This window comes from Kluyvera genomosp. 2, from assembly GCF_036759865.1.
GTDB lineage: Bacteria > Pseudomonadota > Gammaproteobacteria > Enterobacterales > Enterobacteriaceae > Kluyvera > Kluyvera ascorbata_B.
This window is the reverse complement of record NZ_JAPKIA010000004.1, coordinates 80,113-100,086: the sequence shown is the minus strand read 5'-3', so window position 1 is coordinate 100,086 and position 19,974 is coordinate 80,113. Positions and strand designations below refer to the sequence as shown.

Genomic DNA, 19,974 nt, shown 5'->3' with positions numbered 1-19,974 from the left:
TGGAGGTTTTGCCCATTTAATCAGCGGGATCTTCAATGAAATTTCAACAAATGCAAAGATTGTGAAGTTTATGCTTTGTTTATGAATTGTTTAGGTTTGGTCGTGTTCATTTTTGTTCATTTCCCGCGCGCCATGTTATCAGCGCGCGGGAAGGGACATTAAGGCTGGCTAAAAAGCCCCGACATCTGGCTCTGAATGGCATCCAGAAGCTCATAGCGACGGCGGTACTCTGCGCGTTTTTTACTTGCGATTTCAGCAATATCTTTACGCGCGATGGCAACAGGAATATGGAAGTACCCTTCTTTATCGCATTCGCCGCCCACGGCCTCCCAGAAGGTGTCATAATCTGAAAGGATCTTTTTGTTCTTATCCTGGTAACGTTCGCCGCGGAAAATGTGCACCTCGTTGCTGACGGCCAGAATTTGCTCCACGTGCAGGCGCTCGGCAAAGCGGCAAACGGCTTCCATGACCAGGCGTTTCGGGAACAAGCCGTGGCAGGACTTGGTGGCATTCTGAATCGCTTCGTGCGGCAGATTGCGCTTACCGCCCTGCAGGCCGCCAATAAACAGCGTGCGCTGGTTGTGGTAATTCAGCAGGGTGAAGGTCATTTCGGCCAACACGTCGCCGTCAGCGTTGCGGATAAGAATGGTGCTATCACCCTCTTTATCCAGATTAATCTGCATAGTCAGCTCAAGGGTAAAGATGTCACCATTTTTACCTTCAATTTGCGCCAGCGGCAGGGCCTGTGTATTCAGGTAGGTGGCAAACTCTTCTGAGGACATGGCCTCGGACAGCAGGGTATAGTGATAGCGCAGCGCATCCAGCACCTGATGGCGGCTAAAGTTAACCGCCAGATACGGGCGATGCAGGCGCACCGGCAGACGCGGCTGGCGCGTAAGCAGGGTGCTCAGATGAGACCAATGGGACAGCTCATTCATCCATTCACGACTCAGGCGCGGCATCAGTAAAGAACGCAGCATAAACTTCCGCCGGAAGCTGCGCTGGTGCCAGAATTCACCTGGGCGCCATTGGCCGCTGAACAGGCTGAAAAAGAGGCCGAGGGCGGTAGGTTGGCGGGACGTCTCGAATGAATTATCGCTGAGCTGTGACATGGTTAACTATCCAGAATTACATATGAATGATGATTTTAACATCACTCAATTGAATCAATTAGCAATACGCCAGTTTTAGCCAGGACTTTTCATCAGCCGTTTAACCATTGTTGAAGTTGGTCTGCACATTTTGTCGAAATATTTCTGGAATTCAGGATTTTTATGAACATTAAGGGAAAATTCAAAAAGCGGTATGGGATAGCGATCGTCGTTGCGGCAGTGGCGCTGATTGCCGTCTGGAAAATGCTGAACGCGCCGTTGCCCAATTACCAAACGCTGATTGTGCGTAAAGGCGCGCTGGAGCAGAGCGTGCTCGCCACCGGTAAGCTTGATGCGCTGCGCAAAGTTGACGTTGGCGCGCAGGTGAGCGGGCAGTTAAAAACGCTGTCAGTCAATATCGGCGATAAAGTGGTGAAAGATCAGCTTCTGGGGGTTATCGATCCTGAACAGGCGGAAAACCAGATTCGAGAAGTCGACGCTACGCTGATGGAACTGCGCGCGCAGCGCAGGCAGGCGGAAGCCGAGTGGAAGCTGGCGAGCGTGACCTACGCTCGCCAGCAGCAACTGGCAAAAACGCAGGCCGTTTCGCGCCAGGATCTGGATACAGCCGCAACCAATATGGCCGTTAAACAGGCGCAAATTGGCACCATTGATGCCCAGATTAAACGTAACCAGGCCTCGCTTGATACGGCGAAAACTAACCTCGACTACACCCGCATCGTGGCACCGATGCGCGGTGAAGTGACGCAAATTACCACCTTACAGGGGCAAACGGTGATTGCCGCGCAGCAGGCACCGAACATTCTGACGCTGGCGGATCTCAGCACCATGCTGGTGAAAGCGCAGGTTTCCGAGGCTGATGTGATCCACCTTAAGCCGGGGCAGAAGGCCTGGTTTACGGTGCTTGGCGATCCGCTGACGCGCTATGAAGGGACGTTGAAAGACATCCTGCCAACGCCGGAAAAAGTGAACGATGCCATCTTCTACTATGCGCGTTTTGAAGTGCCGAACCCGAACGGCGTACTGCGCCTGGAAATGACCGCGCAGGTGCATATCCAACTGGGCGGCGTGAACGACGTGCTGACCATTCCGCTGTCGGCGCTGGGCGATAACGTGGGCGACAATCGCTACAACGTCCGCCTGCTGCGCAACGGTGAAGTCAAAACCCGTGAAGTGGTGATCGGCGCGCGTAATGATACCGATGTGGAGATTGCCAAAGGGCTGGAAGCGGGCGATGAAGTGATTATCGGTGAGGGTAAAGCCGGGGCGGCAAAATGACCGCACTGCTTGAACTGACCGATATTCGGCGCAGCTATCCCTCCGGTGACGGCAGCGTGGAAGTGCTGAAAGGCATTTCGCTACAGATTAACGCCGGGGAAATGGTGGCGATCGTCGGGGCCTCCGGCTCGGGCAAATCAACGCTGATGAACATTCTGGGCTGCCTGGATAAACCCACCGGCGGCACCTACCGCGTGGCGGGGACCGACGTGGCGACGCTTGACGGCGACGCGCTGGCGGCGCTGCGGCGTGAGCACTTTGGTTTTATCTTCCAGCGCTACCATCTGCTGTCGCACCTGACGGCGGCGCAGAACGTGGAGGTTCCGGCAGTGTATGCCGGGCAGGATCGTAAGGCGCGGCTTGAGCGGGCAAAGCAGTTGTTGCAGCGTCTGGGGCTGGCGGATCGCGTGGACTACGCGCCGTCGCAGCTTTCCGGCGGCCAGCAGCAGCGGGTGAGTATTGCCCGTGCGTTGATGAACGGCGGTCAGGTGATCCTGGCCGATGAACCCACCGGCGCGCTGGACAGCCGTTCGGGTGAAGAGGTCATGGCGATTCTGCATCAGCTTAAAGAGCAGGGGCACACCATTATTATCGTGACACACGATCCGCAGGTCGCCGCGCAGGCGGAACGGGTGATTGAGATTCGCGACGGTGAAATAATTCACAATCCACCGGCGCGGCCGACGTCGGTTACGGCACCTGCGCCACCGCGGCAGGATGCTTCCGGCTGGCGGCAGTTCAACAACAGCTTTCGCGAAGCGCTGTCGATGGCCTGGCTGGCGATGGTCGCCAACAAAATGCGGACGCTGCTGACCATGCTGGGGATCATTATCGGCATTGCATCGGTGGTCTCGATTGTGGTGGTGGGCGACGCGGCGAAACAGATGGTGCTGGCAGATATTCGCTCCATCGGGACCAATACGATTGACGTCTATCCAGGCAAAGATTTCGGCGATGATGACCCACAGTATCAGCAGTCGCTCAAATATGACGACCTGCTGGCGATTGAAAAGCAGTCCTGGGTCAGTTCGGTAACGCCGTCGGTATCAAAAAACCTGCGCATTCGCGCGGGCAATATCGACGTAGCCGCCAGCGTGCAGGGCATCGGGCAGCACTACTTTAACGTTTACGGCATGACCTTCAGCGAAGGGAATACCTTTAATGATGTGCAGGCGGCCGAGCGCTCGCAGGTGGTGGTGCTGGACAGCAATACGCGCCGCCAGCTGTTCCCTGACAAAGCCCGCGTGGTCGGAGAAGTGATTCTGGTGGGTAACACGCCCGCGACGGTGATTGGCGTGGCGGATGAGAAGCAGTCGATGTTTGGCAGCAGCAAAATTTTGCGCGTCTGGATGCCCTATTCAACGATGGCCGGGCGGGTGATGGGCCAGGCGTGGCTCAATTCGATTACCGTCAGAGTCAAAGAGGGCTACGACAGCGGAATAGCTGAAGAGCAGCTGACCCGACTCCTGACGCTGCGCCACGGAAAAAAAGATTTCTTCGTCTGGAACATGGACAGCGTCTTGAAAACGGCGGAACGCACCACACATACATTACAGCTGTTCTTAACGCTGGTCGCGGTGATCTCGTTGGTGGTCGGCGGTATCGGCGTGATGAATATTATGCTGGTGTCGGTGACGGAACGGACGCGTGAAATTGGTATTCGGATGGCGGTAGGTGCGCGGGCGAGTAACGTGCTGCAGCAGTTTTTAATCGAAGCCGTTCTGGTTTGTCTGGTCGGCGGTGCGCTGGGGGTGACCCTCTCACTGATGATTGCGCTGCTGCTTCAGCTGGTGCTGCCGGGCTGGGAGATAGGCTTCTCGCCGCTGGCGCTGCTGACGGCATTTATCTGCTCTACCTTAACCGGCGTACTCTTTGGCTGGCTGCCGGCACGTAACGCCGCGCGGCTCGATCCGGTGGATGCGCTGGCGCGGGAATAAGGGCGAAAATAAATGAAAAAATGCCAGTCAGAAGGACTGGCATTTTGACAGCGGGATGTACACAATGGGGCAGTAAACTAGGCGGCTGTTTCTGCTTCCACGGGGATAATCACGCTGGCATGATTACCTTTCGGCCCCTCGTGGACATCAAACTGGACGGCTTGCCCGGCTTTTAACGTTCTGTACCCATCCATCTGGATGGTGGAGTAATGGGCGAAGATGTCCTCGCCACCGCCTTCCGGGCAAATGAAACCGAACCCTTTGGCATTGTTGAACCACTTAACAGTACCCATTTCCATACTTCGACATCCTTCGTAACACTATTATACGTTTATAAGTAGATGGAATGAACCGGTGGTGGAGTCAGGAGTTGTTCAAAACCTCACCAACTCTCGCCAGTACAATTTAGATATTTCGTACAGTGCGTCAAGCGTTTGAGGAGGAGTGAAGGGGGAAAATGCGCCAAAATTTGAAGCAGTTAACGCTATTGACGGGAATGTGACAGAGTTCGCGAATGACAGCTATAGGTGATAGTTATCTATGATCTACAGTAAATTGAGAAGCTGTATACACATGAACGATGGGTAACGTGATAAACGAGGGATGTGTCATTAATTCCGGTGATAAAACGGGCCCTGAAGTGTACGCAGCCTCGTCAGCAGCAAGTGATGATACCGACGATGATGACTGACAATGAGTAAGACCAGAGACTGGCTGGACTTCGACCAGCTTTCGGCAGACAAACTTCAGGATGGGCTTAAACCCCCGTCAATGTATAAAGTGATATTGGTCAATGATGATTACACTCCGATGGAGTTTGTTATTGACGTGTTACAAAAATTCTTTTCTTATGATGTTGAACGCGCAACACAGCTGATGCTAACGGTTCACTATCAGGGTAAAGCCATTTGTGGTGTTTTCACGGCAGAAGTCGCCGAAACCAAAGTGGCCATGGTGAACCAGTACGCGAGGGAGAACGAGCATCCGCTGCTGTGTACGCTGGAACAAGCCTGATACAGGCATGAAAATTGGGGGAGGTGCCTATGCTCAATCAAGAACTGGAACTCAGTTTAAATATGGCTTTCGCCAGAGCGCGCGAGCACCGTCACGAGTTTATGACCGTCGAGCATCTGTTGCTGGCTCTGCTGAGCAACCCATCGGCCCGCGAAGCGCTGGAAGCGTGTTCGGTCGACCTGGTGGCGCTGCGTCAAGAACTCGAAGCCTTCATTGAACAAACCACGCCGGTGCTGCCGGTCAGTGAGGAAGAGCGCGAAACGCAACCTACGCTCAGCTTCCAGCGTGTTCTGCAGCGCGCGGTTTTCCACGTCCAGTCTTCCGGGCGCAGCGAAGTGACCGGCGCCAACGTACTTGTGGCGATTTTCAGCGAGCAGGAATCGCAGGCCGCCTATCTGCTGCGTAAGCATGAAGTCAGCCGCCTCGACGTGGTGAACTTCATTTCTCACGGTACGCGCAAAGACGAGCCGAGCCAGTCTTCCGACGCCGGAAATCAGCAGCCTAACGAAGAGCAAGCAGGCGGGGAGGAACGTATGGAAAACTTCACCACCAACCTTAATCAGCTTGCTCGCGTCGGGGGGATTGACCCGCTGATTGGTCGCGACAAAGAGCTGGAGCGCACCATTCAGGTACTGTGCCGCCGTCGTAAAAACAACCCGCTGCTGGTGGGGGAATCTGGCGTCGGTAAAACGGCCATTGCTGAAGGGCTGGCATGGCGTATCGTGCGCGGTGACGTGCCGGAAATTATGGCCGACTGCACAATTTATGCGCTGGATATTGGCTCGCTGCTGGCGGGGACTAAGTATCGCGGTGATTTCGAAAAACGCTTTAAAGCGCTGCTCAAGCAGCTCGAGCAGGATACCAACAGTATTCTGTTCATTGACGAGATCCACACCATTATCGGTGCGGGTGCGGCGTCCGGCGGCCAGGTCGATGCCGCCAACTTGATCAAACCGCTGCTGTCGAGCGGTAAGATTCGCGTGATGGGCTCAACCACCTATCAGGAATTCAGCAATATCTTTGAGAAGGACAGGGCGCTGGCGCGTCGTTTCCAGAAAATTGATATTACCGAGCCGTCGGTGGAAGAGACCGTGCAGATCCTCAACGGTCTGAAGCCGAAGTACGAAGCGCACCACGACGTTCGCTACACCGCGAAAGCGGTACGGGCAGCGGTGGAGCTGGCGGTAAAATACATCAACGATCGTCATCTGCCGGATAAGGCCATTGACGTCATTGATGAGGCTGGCGCGCGCGCCCGTCTGATGCCGGTGAGCAAGCGTAAGAAAACGATCAACGTGGCGGATATCGAATCTGTGGTGGCACGCATTGCGCGTATCCCGGAGAAAAGCGTCTCCCAGAGCGATCGCGATACGCTGAAAACGCTTGGCAACCGTCTGAAAATGCTGGTATTCGGCCAGGATAAAGCCATCGACGCGCTGACCGAAGCCATTAAGATGAGCCGCGCGGGTCTTGGCCACGAGCATCGCCCGGTGGGCTCTTTCCTGTTTGCGGGCCCGACCGGGGTGGGTAAAACGGAAGTGACTGTCCAACTGGCGAAAGCGATGGGCATTGAGCTGCTGCGTTTCGATATGTCCGAATATATGGAACGCCATACGGTGAGTCGCCTGATTGGCGCGCCTCCGGGATACGTAGGCTTCGATCAGGGCGGTCTGCTGACCGATGCGGTCATCAAGCATCCGCACGCGGTGCTGCTGCTGGACGAAATCGAGAAAGCGCATCCGGACGTCTTTAACCTGCTGCTGCAGGTGATGGACAACGGTACGCTGACCGATAACAACGGGCGTAAGGCTGATTTCCGCAACGTCGTGCTGGTGATGACCACCAACGCTGGCGTGCGTGAAACCGAGCGTAAATCGATTGGGCTTATCCAACAGGACAACAGCACCGACGCGATGGAAGAGATCAAAAAGATCTTTACGCCGGAGTTCCGTAACCGTCTGGACAACATTATCTGGTTCGATCACTTGTCTACCGATGTGATCCATCAGGTGGTGGATAAGTTCATCGTCGAGCTGCAGGTACAGCTGGATCAGAAAGGCGTGTCGCTGGAAGTGAGCCAGGAGGCCCGCAACTGGCTGGCCGATAAAGGCTACGACCGCGCGATGGGTGCGCGCCCGATGGCGCGTGTGATTCAGGATAACCTGAAGAAACCGCTGGCTAACGAGCTGCTGTTCGGTTCGCTGGTGGACGGCGGGCAGGTCACCGTGGCGCTCGATAAAGAGAAAAACGAGCTGACCTACGGTTTCCACAGCGCGCAGAAACATAAGCCGGAAGCGGCGCACTGACGATCTAATTAGTCATGAAATAAAAACCGAGCGCTTAGCCGCTCGGTTTTTTTATGCGGTTTCTCTCGGCATTATCTCTGTATTTATCACTGACAATCCGTTTGCGCTAATTTTAACTGCCGAATAATAACCCGACGTAGCGACTGGCATGATGGCGGAAGAATATAACCAAACGGTGGCATGATGTTGACGAAAGCGTTGTCGGTGATTTTACTCACCTGTGCGTTATTTTCAGGACAACTGATGGCGGGTCATAAAGGTCATCAGTATCTGTGGGTAAAAAATGCCGATCACCAGCTACGCCATGAAGCTGATAGCGATGAACTACGTGCAGTGGCGGAAGAGTCGGCGGAAGGCTTGCGTGAACACCATCACTGGCAAAAATCGCGCAAACCCGAAGCGGCGTTACGCTAGTCACGCTATACCGTTTTAATACATAAAAAAATGCCCCGCATAAGCAGGGCATCAGTTTTCGGCAAATAGCGCTCGGCGAATAGGGCGCCAACGCTCATTATCTGCGGCGATTAGCGACTACGGAAGACAATGCGGCCTTTGCTCAGGTCGTACGGGGTCAGCTCGACAGTCACTTTGTCGCCCGTCAGGATGCGGATATAGTTTTTGCGCATTTTACCGGAGATATGTGCAGTAACCACGTGCCCGTTTTCCAGTTCTACGCGGAACATGGTATTAGGTAACGTTTCAAGAACGGTACCCTGCATTTCAATATTGTCTTCTTTGGCCATCTAATCCTCTGGGGTATCACTACCGTAATTTGAACCGGCAAGATAATGCCGAAGTTCATCATGTAAGTAAAGAATTGTGCGTATTAATCGGCGAAAGTCGTTTTTGCGCATTACCCTTTCACCACACCAAAACAGCATGTGATGGGCGCGAACCAGGCCGGAAACAGCAGGATAAACGTGGGCGTTATCTGACTCGAATGATTCCCAAACGGCGGCGGGGCAAAAGGCAGAAGCGACTCTCGTCGGCAATTATATCATCCTGATGGAAATTGTGCTGAAAACATTTACGTCTGGGGCGAAAAGAGACGCCTTGGTACCCAGAATTTATCATCCAGCCGCTGCGTGCGCAGAACATTCAGCTGTTCAAGGTAGTCGCGGCGAGGTATCTCAATTGCGCCCAGAGAAGCCGTATGGCCGTTTAACACCTGGCAGTCAATGAGTTTGCCGCCTGCACGGCTGAACGCCTCACAGAAGACGTACAGGGCCGTTTTAGAGGCATTTTCCGCACGGCTGAACATTGACTCGCCGCAGAACAGCTCGCCCATCGCCACGCCGTACATACCGCCGACCAGCGTTTCGCCCTGCCAGACTTCAATGGAATGCGCATGGCCAAGCTCATGCAGGCGCTGATAGGCCAGGCTGATACCGGTGGTGATCCAGGTGCCTTCATGGCGATCCTGGGCGCAGCCTTCGATCACATCACTGAATGCGTAGTTGAGGGTAACATGATAGGGCGACTGGCGATGAAAACGCTTCATACTGCGGCTGAGGTGAAACTGCTCGGGCCACAAAACGGCACGGGGATCCGGCGACCACCAGAGGATCGGGTCGCCGGGTGAAAACCACGGGAAGATCCCGCGTTGATAGGCCATCAACAGGCGCGCCGGGCCGAGATCGCCGCCTAACGCCAGCAGTCCGTTTGGTTCACGTAATGCGCCCTCAGGTGAGGGAAAAGCAATCGAATGACGAGAAAGCTGCACAAGGCGCATATCGCGATAACCCCACGAGACAAAGTTTACTCAATCATAGTCTACAGACGCTGTTTAAACTGGTAGTAACGACCTTGTTTTGCCAGCAGTTCTGTATGATTACCTTGCTCAATAATTTGCCCGTTGTCCATGACAATTATCTGATTAAATCGCGCCAGACCACGCAGGCGATGGGTGACCATCAGTAGCGTTTTGTTCTGCATCACGTCCGCCAACAGTTCGAGAATCTGATTCTCCGTCGTGGCGTCCAGCCCTTCAGTGGGTTCATCCAGCAGCATCAGCGGCGCATCGTGCAGCAGCGCGCGGGCAATGCCCAGGCGGCGCAGCTCGCCGCCGGAAAGCTGACGGCCACCTTCGCCCAGCCAGCTGTTGAGCCCGGCGTCTTCCAGCAGCTTTTCCAGACCGGTGCGGCGCAGCACGTTTGCCAGCTTTTCATCGCTGGCATCGGGTCTGGCCAACAGCAGGTTGTCGCGCAGCGTTGCGCTGAACAGATGTACGCGCTGCGGCACCAGGCTAATGGTCTGGCGCAGCGTGTGTTCGTCCAACTGGTTGAGAGGCGTATCGTTCAGCTGAATACGGCCGCGCTGCGGATCCCAGGCTCGGGTCAGTAGCTGCAGCAGGGTCGATTTACCGCAGCCGGTCCGGCCAAGGATAGCAATATGTTCACCGGCCGCGACGTGCAGCGTCAGATTATCCAGCGCCGGCTGCGACTGCTCCGGATAGGTAAAGGTAATCTGTTCAAGGGTGAGCGCCACCTGTTGATGAGGCGCGGCGGCGGCCTGCTGTGGGAAGGTGACTTCCGGCTGCTGTTCGATAATCTGGCTGACGCGCAGCGCCGAGGCGATAACCTGCCCCAGATGCTGGAAGGCGCCGGTCACCGGGGCGAGCGCTTCGAAGGCCGCCAGCGCACAGAAGACGAAGAGCGCGATCAGCGCGCCCGGCTGGGCATTATCGCCAACGCCGCCTGCTGCCAGCCACAGCATCGAGACGACCGCCACGGCACCGATCAGCAGCATCAACGCCTGAGAAAGCGCGGTCAGTTCTGACTGGCGACGCTGGGCATCGTGCCAGTTCAGCTCGGTTTGTTCCATTTGCTTACGGTAGCGGTCGCTGGCGTTGAAAATGGTCAGCTCGGCCTGGCCCTGGAGCCAGCCGGTTAACTGCTGACGGTACTGACCGCGCAGCGCCGTGAGCTGCTCGCCGGTTGGTTTACCTGCGCGATAAAACAGCGGCGGCAGAATCAGCAGCGTGGCAAGCATAATCCCGCCGAGCGTTAGCGCCAGGCTGACGTCCAGCAGGCTCAGACCGGCGGTGACCACCAGAATGACCACCAGCGCGCCCACCAGCGGCGAAATGACCCGCAGGTACAAATGGTCCAGAGTATCGACGTCTGCCACCATACGGTTGAGCAGCTCGCCCTGACGAAAGCGCGCCAGCCCCGCAGGAGAAAGCGGAAGCAGCTTGCTAAAGGTGAATACCCGCAGATGCGCTAACACCCGGAAGGTTGCATCGTGGCTGACCAGACGCTCAAAATAGCGCCCGGCGGTACGGATGATAGCCGCGCCGCGCACACCGGCAGCAGGCAGCATGTAGTTAAAACTGTAGGCGCCGGCAAAGCCGACCACCGCCGAGGCAGAAAGGAACCAGCCTGACAGCGTCAGCAGGCCAATGCTCGCGAGTAAGGTAACGATCGCCAGAACCACGCCGAGGCTTAAGAGCCATTTATGGCGTTTATAGAGCGCCAGATAAGGCAACAGTGCGCGCATTTAGATCTCCTCCTGACGATGGGCCAGCAGGCTGGCAAACACGCCCTGCATGTCCAGCAGTTGCTGATACGTCCCTTGTTCGATAATCTGGCCGTTTTCCATGACCCAGATGGCATCCCATTCAGCAAGGCCTTCCAGCTGGTGAGTGACCATCAGCGTGGTTTGCTGGGTAGAGGCATCGGTCAGCGCCTGCATCACGCGCCTTTCGCTGTGCGCGTCCAGGCTGGCGGCCGGTTCATCCAACAGCAGCAGGCGGCAAGGCGCGAGTAGCGCACGGGCGACGGCAACGCGCTGCGCCTGGCCGACAGACAGACGCGCCGCCTGTTCGCCAACGGCGGTGTCGATACCCTCGGGCAACTGCGGCAGAAACTCGTTAACCCACGCTTTTTCCAGCGCCTGATGCAGCTGCTGTTCACTCGCGTCGGGGTTGCCCAGCAGCACGTTCTCGCGCAGCGTGGCGGCCGGAAGCTGCGGGTTTTGGCCCACCCAGCTCATCAGCTGACGCCAGCCTTCCGGCTGAAGATGGCGCAGTTCGACGCCGTTAACCTTGAGCGAGCCGCGGTAGGGCAGGAATCCGGCCAGGACGTTAAGCAACGAGCTTTTCCCTGAACCACTTTGCCCGACCAGCACCGCACGTTGCCCGGCATGGAGCGTGAAATTGAGCGGGCCGACGAGCATTTTGCCTTCCGGCGAGGTGATAAACAGATCCTGCGCGCTTAACGAAACCGGCTCGCTGGTATCCAGTATCTGGTCTCCCTGCTCCGGGTGCGCCAGCGGCGCTTCAAGGAAGGTCTTCAGGCTATCGGCGGCACCCACCGCCTGCGCTTTAGCATGGTAAAATGTGCCTAAATCGCGCAGCGGTTGAAAGAATTCTGGTGCCAGAATCAGCGCCAGGAAGCCGGAGGAAAGCGTTACCGCGGCGCCGTAGCTGCCGAAGTTCAGCTCGCCCAGGTAGGAGAAACCGAAGTACACCGCCACCAGCGCAATCGATAGCGACGTAAAGAACTCCAGCACGCCAGAGGAGAGAAACGCCAGGCGCAGGACTTCCATGGTGCGCTGGCGGAAATCCTGCGAGGCTTCGCGAATGCTGTCGGTCTCGGCTTCGCCGCGGCCGAAAATACGTAAGGTGTCCATCCCCCGCAGGCGGTCCAGGAAGTGGCCACTCAGGCGCGCCAGGGCAAGGAAGTTTCGGCGGTTAGCATCGGCGGCGCCCATCCCTACCAGCGCCATAAACAGCGGGATTAACGGGGCCGTGACCAGCAGAATGAGTGCGGCAGCCCAGTTCGAAGGGAAAATCGCCACGACGATCAGCAGCGGCACGCAGACGGCCAGCGCCATTTGCGGCAGATAGCGGGCGTAGTAGTCATGCATGTCGTCAATCTGCTCAAGGATAAGCGTTGCCCAGCTGCCGGCAGGTTTGCCCTGAATCCATGCCGGGCCAGCCTGCTGCAATCGGTCCAGCACCTGACGACGGATCTCAAAGCGAATTTGCTGCCCGGCATGGAAGCCCACACGCTCGCGCAGCCACACGACCCAGGCTCGCAGCACAAACACCAGCACAAGCTGAATAAACGGCATCAGCAGCGCCTCGCGCGGAATACTCTCCATGATCATGTGATGGAGTATGCGGGCCAGCAGCCAGGCCTGCGCAATAATCAGTACCCCACTGGCGAAACCGAGCAGGCGGGAGAGCATCAACCAGCGGCGCGACAGGACGCTTTGCTGTTTGAGCCAGCGGGTGAGTTCGTGTTGGCGACTTTTATTCATTGGGCGCTTAGCAGGTGGCTTATGGATAATGGTTTCTGTTATAGGCGCGGCAATGTTACATCGCAGAAAAAATAAAGGCGACTTATCGTCGCCTTTTTTACTTTTGTTACTGACTTGTAAAGATTATTTGCAGGCGTCAGCCAGACCGTCGAGGTAGCGTTCTGCGTCCAGCGCTGCCATACAGCCGGTGCCCGCAGAGGTAATTGCCTGACGGTAAATGTGGTCCATGACGTCGCCCGCGGCGAACACGCCAGGTACGCTGGTCTGGGTGGCGTTGCCGTGGATCCCGGACTGCACTTTGATGTAGCCGTTCTCCAGTTCTAACTGACCTTCGAAAATCGCGGTATTCGGGCTATGGCCGATAGCGACAAACAGGCCCGCGACGTCCAGCGACTCAATGTCATCGCTTTCCGTGTGACGCAAACGCAGGCCGCTCACGCCCATCTGATCGCCGGTGACTTCTTCCAGCGTGCGGTGGGTGTGCAGCACGATATTGCCGCTTTCCACTTTATCCATCAGACGCTTGATCAGGATTTTTTCCGCACGGAAAGCATCACGACGGTGAATCAGGTGTACTTCCGACGCAATGTTGGACAGATACAGCGCTTCTTCAACGGCGGTATTGCCGCCGCCGATGACCGCCACTTTCTGGTTGCGGTAGAAGAAACCATCGCAGGTGGCACAGGCGGAAACGCCGCGCCCTTTGAACGCTTCTTCTGACGGCAGGCCCAGATAGCGGGCAGACGCGCCGGTCGCGACGATCAGCGCGTCGCAGGTGTACTCGCCGCTGTCGCCGGTCAGGCGGAACGGACGGTTTTGCAGATCGACGCTGTGGATATGATCGAAAATAATTTCGGTATCAAATTTGGTCGCATGCTCATGCATCCGTTCCATCAGCAGCGGACCCGTCAGATCGTTTGGATCGCCGGGCCAGTTTTCCACTTCTGTGGTGGTGGTCAGCTGACCGCCTTTTTCCAGCCCGGTAATCAGAACCGGTTGCAGGTTTGCGCGTGCAGCATAGACCGCAGCGGTGTATCCCGCAGGTCCAGAACCAAGGATAAGCAGTTTACTGTGTTTGGCCGTGCCCATGAGATCCCCATAATTGTTTGGCAGACATGGTTTGGGATTGTAGGGAATTTGTAGACGTAAAAAAAGAGCACAGCGGTTTTGTTAACGATATGTGCAATAGAGTGAACCGATTGATTGCTTATTTTAACATCAAAAAATATAACTCTTTCTACTGTCCGCTGCCTAATTATAAGACGATTACATGTGAATCAGGCCCCGGTGATAATGAATATCTGGCATGTTGTACTAAAAAAAGATGTTTTGCTTTGACAATCCCCTGTGCTTTTGCGACAACATTCAAGGAAGAAGAAAAGCAGTGTTTCGCGTGCGGTGAATTTTCATGCACGCAAATGCCATTTTTACCCGGATCACTGAAATCTACGTATGGTGTGGACAGACACCATACGTGATGTCGGAGAGTTGCCGCGAGGCGCCGGGGCTTCTCATACGCAAACCCTGGGATATACGTCGTTGCAGCAACAATGGCGTATTGAAATCGGGAGAAGGCTCTGAACAGTGAAGTGCACAGAGTCAAGACAGGAGTAGGGAAGGAATACAGAGAGACAATAATAATGGTAGATAGTAAAAAACGCCCTGGCAAAGATCTCGACCGCATCGACCGCAACATTCTCAATGAGCTGCAAAAAGATGGGCGTATTTCGAACGTCGAGCTTTCCAAAAGAGTAGGACTTTCTCCGACCCCGTGCCTTGAGCGCGTACGTCGTCTGGAACGACAAGGGTTTATTCAGGGCTATACCGCGCTGTTGAACCCGCATTATCTGGATGCATCGCTGCTGGTTTTTGTTGAGATTACTCTGAATCGCGGTGCGCCGGACGTGTTTGAACAATTTAACGCCGCCGTGCAAAAACTTGAAGAAATTCAAGAGTGTCACCTGGTATCCGGTGATTTCGACTACCTGTTGAAAACCCGCGTACCGGATATGTCGGCTTACCGTAAGCTTCTTGGCGAGACCCTGCTGCGCCTGCCGGGCGTCAACGACACCCGTACCTACGTCGTGATGGAAGAGGTCAAGCAGAGTAATCGTCTGGTAATTAAGACCCGCTAAAACGGAACAGGTGCAAAATCAGCGTAGTTTGATTACACTCCTGTTAATCCATACAGCAACAGTGTCGGCGCAATCTGACACTGTTGTCCGTTTTAGCATTTGGCACCTGGAGAGCCTTTCTTGAGCCAGGAATATACAGAAGACAAAGAAGTCAAACTCACTAAACTCAGCAGCGGACGCCGGCTCCTTGAGGCGTTACTTCTCCTATGCGCCATTTTTGCCGTTTGGTTAATGGCAGCACTACTGAGCTTCAATCCTTCCGATCCCAGCTGGTCGCAAACGGCCTGGCATGAACCTATCCATAATCTGTGCGGCGCATCCGGCGCATGGCTTGCCGATACGCTGTTCTTTATCTTCGGCGTGATGGCCTACACCATCCCGGTGATTATCGTGGGCGGCTGTTGGTTTGCCTGGCGACACCGTGCCAGCGAAGATTACATCGACTATTTCGCCGTCTCCCTGCGCCTGATTGGCGTGCTGGCGATTATTCTGACCTCCTGCGGCCTGGCCGCTATCAACGCCGATGATATCTGGTACTTTGCTTCCGGAGGCGTGATTGGCAGCCTGCTAAGCACGGCGCTACAGCCGATGCTGCACAGCAGCGGCGGCACCATTGCGCTGTTGTGTATCTGGGCTGCGGGTCTGACGCTGTTTACCGGCTGGTCATGGGTGAGCATTGCCGAGAAAATGGGCAGCTGGATACTGAATATCCTCACCTTTGCCAGTAACCGTACGCGTCGCGATGATACCTGGGTTGATGAAGACGAATACGACGACGAAGACGAGTACGAGGATGAAGGTGAGCCTGCGCGCAAAGCCGTGCATGAATCCCGCCGCGCTCGTATCCTGCGCGGTGCGCTGGCCCGCCGTAAACGCATAGCCGAAAAATTCTCTAATCCGATGGGGCGCAAGACCGACGAAGCGCTCTTTTCCGGCCGCAGAATGGATGAGCCGGAAGCGGCGTCGCACTATGTCGCCGCAGCGGATCCTGATGACGTTCTTTTCTCCGGCGCCAGCGCAGCACGCGCTACGGAGTACGATGAATACGACCCGCTGCTGAACGGACATTCAGTGGCCGATCCGCTGTCTGCCGCAGCCGCTGCGGCATCGACACCTGCATGGGCCGCTGACCCGATGCAGACTGCAGCGCCTGCTGCCGAGCAACCTGGCGTTGAGTGGCAGTCTGTTCCCCATCCCGTTGCCGCGGAGCCGGTGATTGCGCCCGCGCCAGAGGGTTGGCCGCCAGCGCAGCAGCCTGTTTATGCCGACCCGCTGTTGGCACAACCGCAGCAGCCTGTTTATGCCGACCCGCAGTACGCGCAGCCGCAGCAGCCTGTTTATGCAGAATCGCAGTACGCGCAGCCGCAGCAGCATGATTATGTGGACCCGCTTTTCGCGCAGCCGCAGCAGCCCGCTTATGCAGAACCGCAGTACGCGCAGCCGCAGCAGCCTGCTTATGCAGAACCGCAGTACGCGCAGCCGCAGCAGCCTGTTTATGCAGAGCCACAGTACGCGCAGCCGCCTCAGCCCGCTTATGTCGAGCCACAGTACGCGCAGCCGCCGCAGCCCGCTTATGTCGAGCCGCAGTACGCACAGCCGCAGCAGCCGGTTTACGAGGAGCCGCAGTATATCGCTCAGCCTGAGCCGACACCTGTCGCTGAGCCAGAGCCGGTTGTGGAAGAAGAGGTTAAACCCGCACATCGCCCACCGCTTTACTACTTCGAAGAAGTGGAAGAAAAACGTGCGCGCGAGCGTGAGCAACTGGCGGCATGGTATCAGCCTATCCCTGAGCCTTTAGCGCCGGTAGAAGCGCGCGCGGCGTCAATGCCTGCTGCCTCAACGCCAGTGTCGATCCCTGAGCCAACAGCGCCGGTTGCCCCGGTGGCGGCGAGCGTTCGCCATGCGGCCGTTGCTGCGGGTGCCGCTGCGACAGCCGCGGCCTCAGCGCCGCTGTTTAGCCCGGCAGAAGGCCCGCGCCCGCAGGTGAAAGAGGGCATTGGCCCGAAACTGCCGCGTCCGAATCGCGTTCGCGTGCCGACTCGCCGTGAACTGGCATCCTACGGAATTAAGCTGCCTTCGCAGCGGATGGCCGAAGAGCGCGCCGCGCGTGAAGCCGAGCGCTATCAGCATGACGATCATACCCCGCTCAGCGATGAAGAAGCCGATGCGCTCGAGCAGGATGCGCTGGCACGCCAGTTTGCTGCCTCCCAGCAACAACGCTACGGCGAAGCGCACGTCGAAGAGGATGTCGTCGCGGAAGAGGATGCTGACGCGGTCGCTGAAGCCGAGCTGGCGCGCCAGTTTGCGGCTTCGCAACAGACTCGCTATGCCAGCGAACAGCCGGAAGGCGCTCATCCGTTCTCCCTCGATGATTTCGAATTTTCGCCAATGAAAACGCTGGTGGACGATACGCCAAAAGCGCCGCTCTTTACCCCTGGCGTGATGCCGGAGCCTGCGACACCGCAGCCTCAGCAATACGCGCAGCCGCAGGCGACGCAGCATGCGCAGAGCGTCCATCAGCCTCGGTATGGGCAGCCGCAGACGCCGCAGTATGCTCAGCCGCAGCAGGCACCTCAATATGCAGCGCAGCAGCCGCAGGTTCAGCAGCCGCAGTACGTGCCGCCGCAGCCGGCAACACCGCCGCAGGAAAGCCTGATTCACCCGCTGCTGATGCGTAACGGCGACGACCGTCCTCTGCAAAAGCCGACGACACCGCTGCCGTCGCTGGATCTCTTGACCCCACCGCCGACGGAAGTCGAGCCGGTAGACACCTTTGCGCTGGAGCAGATGGCGCGCCTGGTCGAAACTCGCCTGGCGGATTACCGTATTAAGGCCGATGTAGTGAACTACTCGCCGGGCCCGGTTATCACCCGCTTCGAGCTGAACCTGGCGCCTGGCGTGAAGGCGGCACGAATTTCTAACCTGTCTCGTGACCTGGCGCGATCGCTGTCGACCGTGGCGGTGCGCGTGGTGGAAGTGATCCCTGGCAAGCCTTATGTTGGCCTGGAACTGCCGAACAAAAAGCGTCAGACCGTGTACCTGCGTGAAGTGCTGGACTGCGATAAATTCCGCGATAACCCGTCGCCGCTGACCGTGGTGCTGGGTAAAGACATCGCCGGGGAGCCGGTGGTGGCCGATCTGGCGAAAATGCCGCACCTGCTGGTGGCCGGTACGACCGGTTCCGGTAAGTCGGTCGGCGTCAACGCCATGATCCTCAGTATGCTCTATAAAGCGCAGCCGGAAGACGTGCGTTTCATCATGATCGACCCGAAAATGCTGGAGCTGTCGGTCTATGAGGGGATTCCGCACCTGCTGACGGAAGTGGTCACGGATATGAAAGACGCCGCAAACGCCCTGCGCTGGAGCGTCAATGAGATGGAACGTCGCTACAAGCTGATGTCGGCGCTGGGTGTGCGAAACCTTGCTGGTTATAACGAAAAAATTGCCGAAGCCGCTCGTATGGGGCGTCCGATTCCGGATCCTTACTGGAAGCCGGGTGACAGTATGGACGCCACCCATCCGGTGCTGGAAAAACTGCCGTACATCGTGGTGCTGGTTGATGAATTTGCCGACCTGATGATGACCGTCGGTAAAAAAGTGGAAGAGCTGATCGCACGTCTGGCACAGAAAGCACGTGCGGCAGGTATCCATCTCGTTCTGGCGACCCAGCGTCCGTCGGTGGATGTGATCACCGGCCTTATCAAAGCTAACATTCCGACGCGTATTGCGTTTACCGTGTCCAGTAAAATCGACTCCCGTACCATCCTCGATCAGGGCGGTGCGGAATCTCTGTTGGGGATGGGCGATATGCTATACGCCGCGCCTAACTCAAACACGCCGATTCGCGTTCACGGCGCGTTTGTTCGCGACCAGGAAGTGCATGCGGTGGTTCAGGACTGGAAAGCACGCGGTCGTCCGCAGTATATCGACGGCATCACCTCCGACAGCGAAAGCGAAGGCGGCGGCGGTGGCTTTGACGGCGGCGAGGAGTTAGATCCGCTGTTCGATCAGGCGGTCAACTTTGTTACCCAGAAACGTAAAGCGTCTATCTCTGGCGTTCAGCGCCAGTTCCGTATTGGCTACAACCGTGCGGCGCGCATTATCGAACAGATGGAAGCACAGGGGATCGTCAGCGAACAGGGGCACAACGGCAACCGTGAGGTGCTTGCGCCGCCGCCGTTCGATTGATTGCAAAGATGGGTAAATAAGTCAAAATTCAGTATTTTCTTCTGTCGCCGCTCATAATGACGTTTTAGAGTGAGTGACAGAAGCTCTCCTGGCGGGAGCATGAGGCTATTTAAGGAAATAACAATGAAAAAGATCGCGATCACGTGTGCATTACTTTCCAGCTTTGTTGTCAGCAGCGTATGGGCTGATGCCGCCGGTGACCTGAAAAGCCGTCTGGATAAAGTCAGCAGCTTCCACGCCAGCTTCACGCAAAAAGTCACCGATGGCAGCGGTAATGCGGTGCAGGATGGTCAGGGCGATCTGTGGGTGAAACGCCCGAATCTGTTCAACTGGCATATGACGCAGCCGGATGAAAGCATTCTGGTTTCTGACGGTAAAACCCTGTGGTTCTACAACCCGTTCGTCGAGCAGGCGACCGCGACCTGGCTGAAAGACGCTACCGGCAATACGCCGTTTATGCTGATTGCCCGTAACCAGGCCAGCGACTGGCAGCAATATAACATTCAGCAAAATGGCGATGATTTTGTGTTAACGCCGCGCGGCAACAACGGTAACCTGAAGAAATTCACCATCAACGTTGGCCGCGATGGCACCATCCATCAGTTCAGCGCCATCGAGCAGGACGATCAGCGTAGCAGTTATCAGCTGAAATCGCAGCAGAACGGCTCGGTGGATGCCTCCAAATTCACCTTTACGCCGCCGCAGGGCGTGACGGTGGACGATCAGCGTAAGTAAGAGG

15 protein-coding genes are annotated in these 19,974 nt (G+C 56.5%); 8 read left to right on the top strand and 7 right to left on the bottom strand.

Annotated features, from left to right (window positions below; translation table 11 throughout):
- Window positions 1-158 precede the first annotated feature (158 nt).
- Window positions 159-1,112 carry a VirK/YbjX family protein gene (locus tag V6942_RS05245; RefSeq protein ID WP_106924462.1) on the bottom strand — a complete coding sequence of 318 codons (954 nt, stop codon included), beginning with the start codon at window positions 1,110-1,112 and terminating at the stop codon, window positions 159-161.
- A gap of 162 nt (window positions 1,113-1,274) precedes the next feature.
- Here V6942_RS05245 and macA point away from each other — a divergent pair, with 162 nt between their 5' ends.
- Entirely contained in the window at window positions 1,275-2,390 is a 1,116-nt protein-coding gene (macA, locus tag V6942_RS05240; protein ID WP_106924461.1) for a macrolide transporter subunit MacA, read from the top strand.
- The gene (macB, locus tag V6942_RS05235; protein WP_333500885.1) at window positions 2,387-4,327 is read left to right on the top strand and encodes a macrolide ABC transporter ATP-binding protein/permease MacB; all 1,941 of its coding nucleotides are present in this window, start codon (window positions 2,387-2,389) and stop codon (window positions 4,325-4,327) included. Before macA ends, macB begins: the two co-directional genes overlap by 4 nt.
- A gap of 77 nt (window positions 4,328-4,404) precedes the next feature.
- Here the strand turns inward: macB and cspD are convergent, their stop codons facing one another.
- A complete protein-coding gene (gene cspD / locus V6942_RS05230) occupies window positions 4,405-4,626 on the bottom strand; it encodes a cold shock-like protein CspD (protein ID WP_064548719.1) in 222 nt (73 codons plus the stop codon).
- Window positions 4,627-5,020: 394 nt separating this feature from the next.
- On the opposite strand from cspD, the gene clpS reads away from it, so the two are divergent.
- The 3 genes from clpS (at window position 5,021) to V6942_RS05215 (ending at window position 8,061) form a co-directional block, all read left to right on the top strand.
- Window positions 5,021-5,341 carry an ATP-dependent Clp protease adapter ClpS gene (gene clpS / locus V6942_RS05225; RefSeq protein WP_035896358.1) on the top strand — a complete coding sequence of 107 codons (321 nt, stop codon included), beginning with the start codon at window positions 5,021-5,023 and terminating at the stop codon, window positions 5,339-5,341.
- Window positions 5,342-5,370: 29 nt separating this feature from the next.
- Entirely contained in the window at window positions 5,371-7,647 is a 2,277-nt protein-coding gene (gene clpA / locus V6942_RS05220; protein ID WP_106924459.1) for an ATP-dependent Clp protease ATP-binding subunit ClpA, read from the top strand.
- 183 nt (window positions 7,648-7,830) lie between these two features.
- Entirely contained in the window at window positions 7,831-8,061 is a 231-nt protein-coding gene (locus V6942_RS05215; RefSeq protein ID WP_106924458.1) for a DUF2554 family protein, read from the top strand.
- A 110-nt stretch (window positions 8,062-8,171) separates the two neighbouring features.
- Here V6942_RS05215 and infA read toward each other — a convergent pair whose 3' ends face one another.
- From infA to trxB, 5 genes are all read right to left on the bottom strand, one after another.
- Window positions 8,172-8,390, bottom strand: a complete 219-nt coding sequence (infA, locus tag V6942_RS05210) for a translation initiation factor IF-1 (RefSeq protein ID WP_001040187.1) — start codon at window positions 8,388-8,390, stop codon at window positions 8,172-8,174.
- 284 nt (window positions 8,391-8,674) lie between these two features.
- Window positions 8,675-9,379, bottom strand: coding sequence for a leucyl/phenylalanyl-tRNA--protein transferase (gene aat / locus V6942_RS05205; RefSeq protein WP_182929195.1), 705 nt, complete (start codon window positions 9,377-9,379; stop codon window positions 8,675-8,677).
- Window positions 9,380-9,420: 41 nt separating this feature from the next.
- Window positions 9,421-11,145 carry a heme ABC transporter ATP-binding protein/permease CydC gene (gene cydC, locus V6942_RS05200; protein ID WP_182929194.1) on the bottom strand — a complete coding sequence of 575 codons (1,725 nt, stop codon included), beginning with the start codon at window positions 11,143-11,145 and terminating at the stop codon, window positions 9,421-9,423.
- Entirely contained in the window at window positions 11,146-12,912 is a 1,767-nt protein-coding gene (gene cydD, locus V6942_RS05195) for a heme ABC transporter permease/ATP-binding protein CydD (RefSeq protein ID WP_106924454.1), read from the bottom strand.
- 123 nt (window positions 12,913-13,035) lie between these two features.
- Window positions 13,036-14,001, bottom strand: coding sequence for a thioredoxin-disulfide reductase (gene trxB, locus V6942_RS05190; RefSeq protein WP_106924453.1), 966 nt, complete (start codon window positions 13,999-14,001; stop codon window positions 13,036-13,038).
- 551 nt (window positions 14,002-14,552) lie between these two features.
- Between trxB and lrp the strand changes: the two genes are divergently transcribed.
- The 3 genes from lrp (at window position 14,553) to lolA (ending at window position 19,970) form a co-directional block, all read left to right on the top strand.
- On the top strand, window positions 14,553-15,047 hold the full coding sequence (lrp, locus tag V6942_RS05185; RefSeq protein ID WP_000228469.1) for a leucine-responsive transcriptional regulator Lrp: 495 nt from the start codon (window positions 14,553-14,555) through the stop codon (window positions 15,045-15,047).
- Between the two features lie 120 nt (window positions 15,048-15,167).
- Window positions 15,168-19,235, top strand: coding sequence for a DNA translocase FtsK (gene ftsK / locus V6942_RS05180; RefSeq protein ID WP_333500884.1), 4,068 nt, complete (start codon window positions 15,168-15,170; stop codon window positions 19,233-19,235).
- Between the two features lie 123 nt (window positions 19,236-19,358).
- Window positions 19,359-19,970: an outer membrane lipoprotein chaperone LolA gene (lolA, locus tag V6942_RS05175; protein ID WP_106924451.1), complete on the top strand. Its 612-nt coding sequence runs from the start codon at window positions 19,359-19,361 to the stop codon at window positions 19,968-19,970.
- Window positions 19,971-19,974 lie beyond the last annotated feature (4 nt).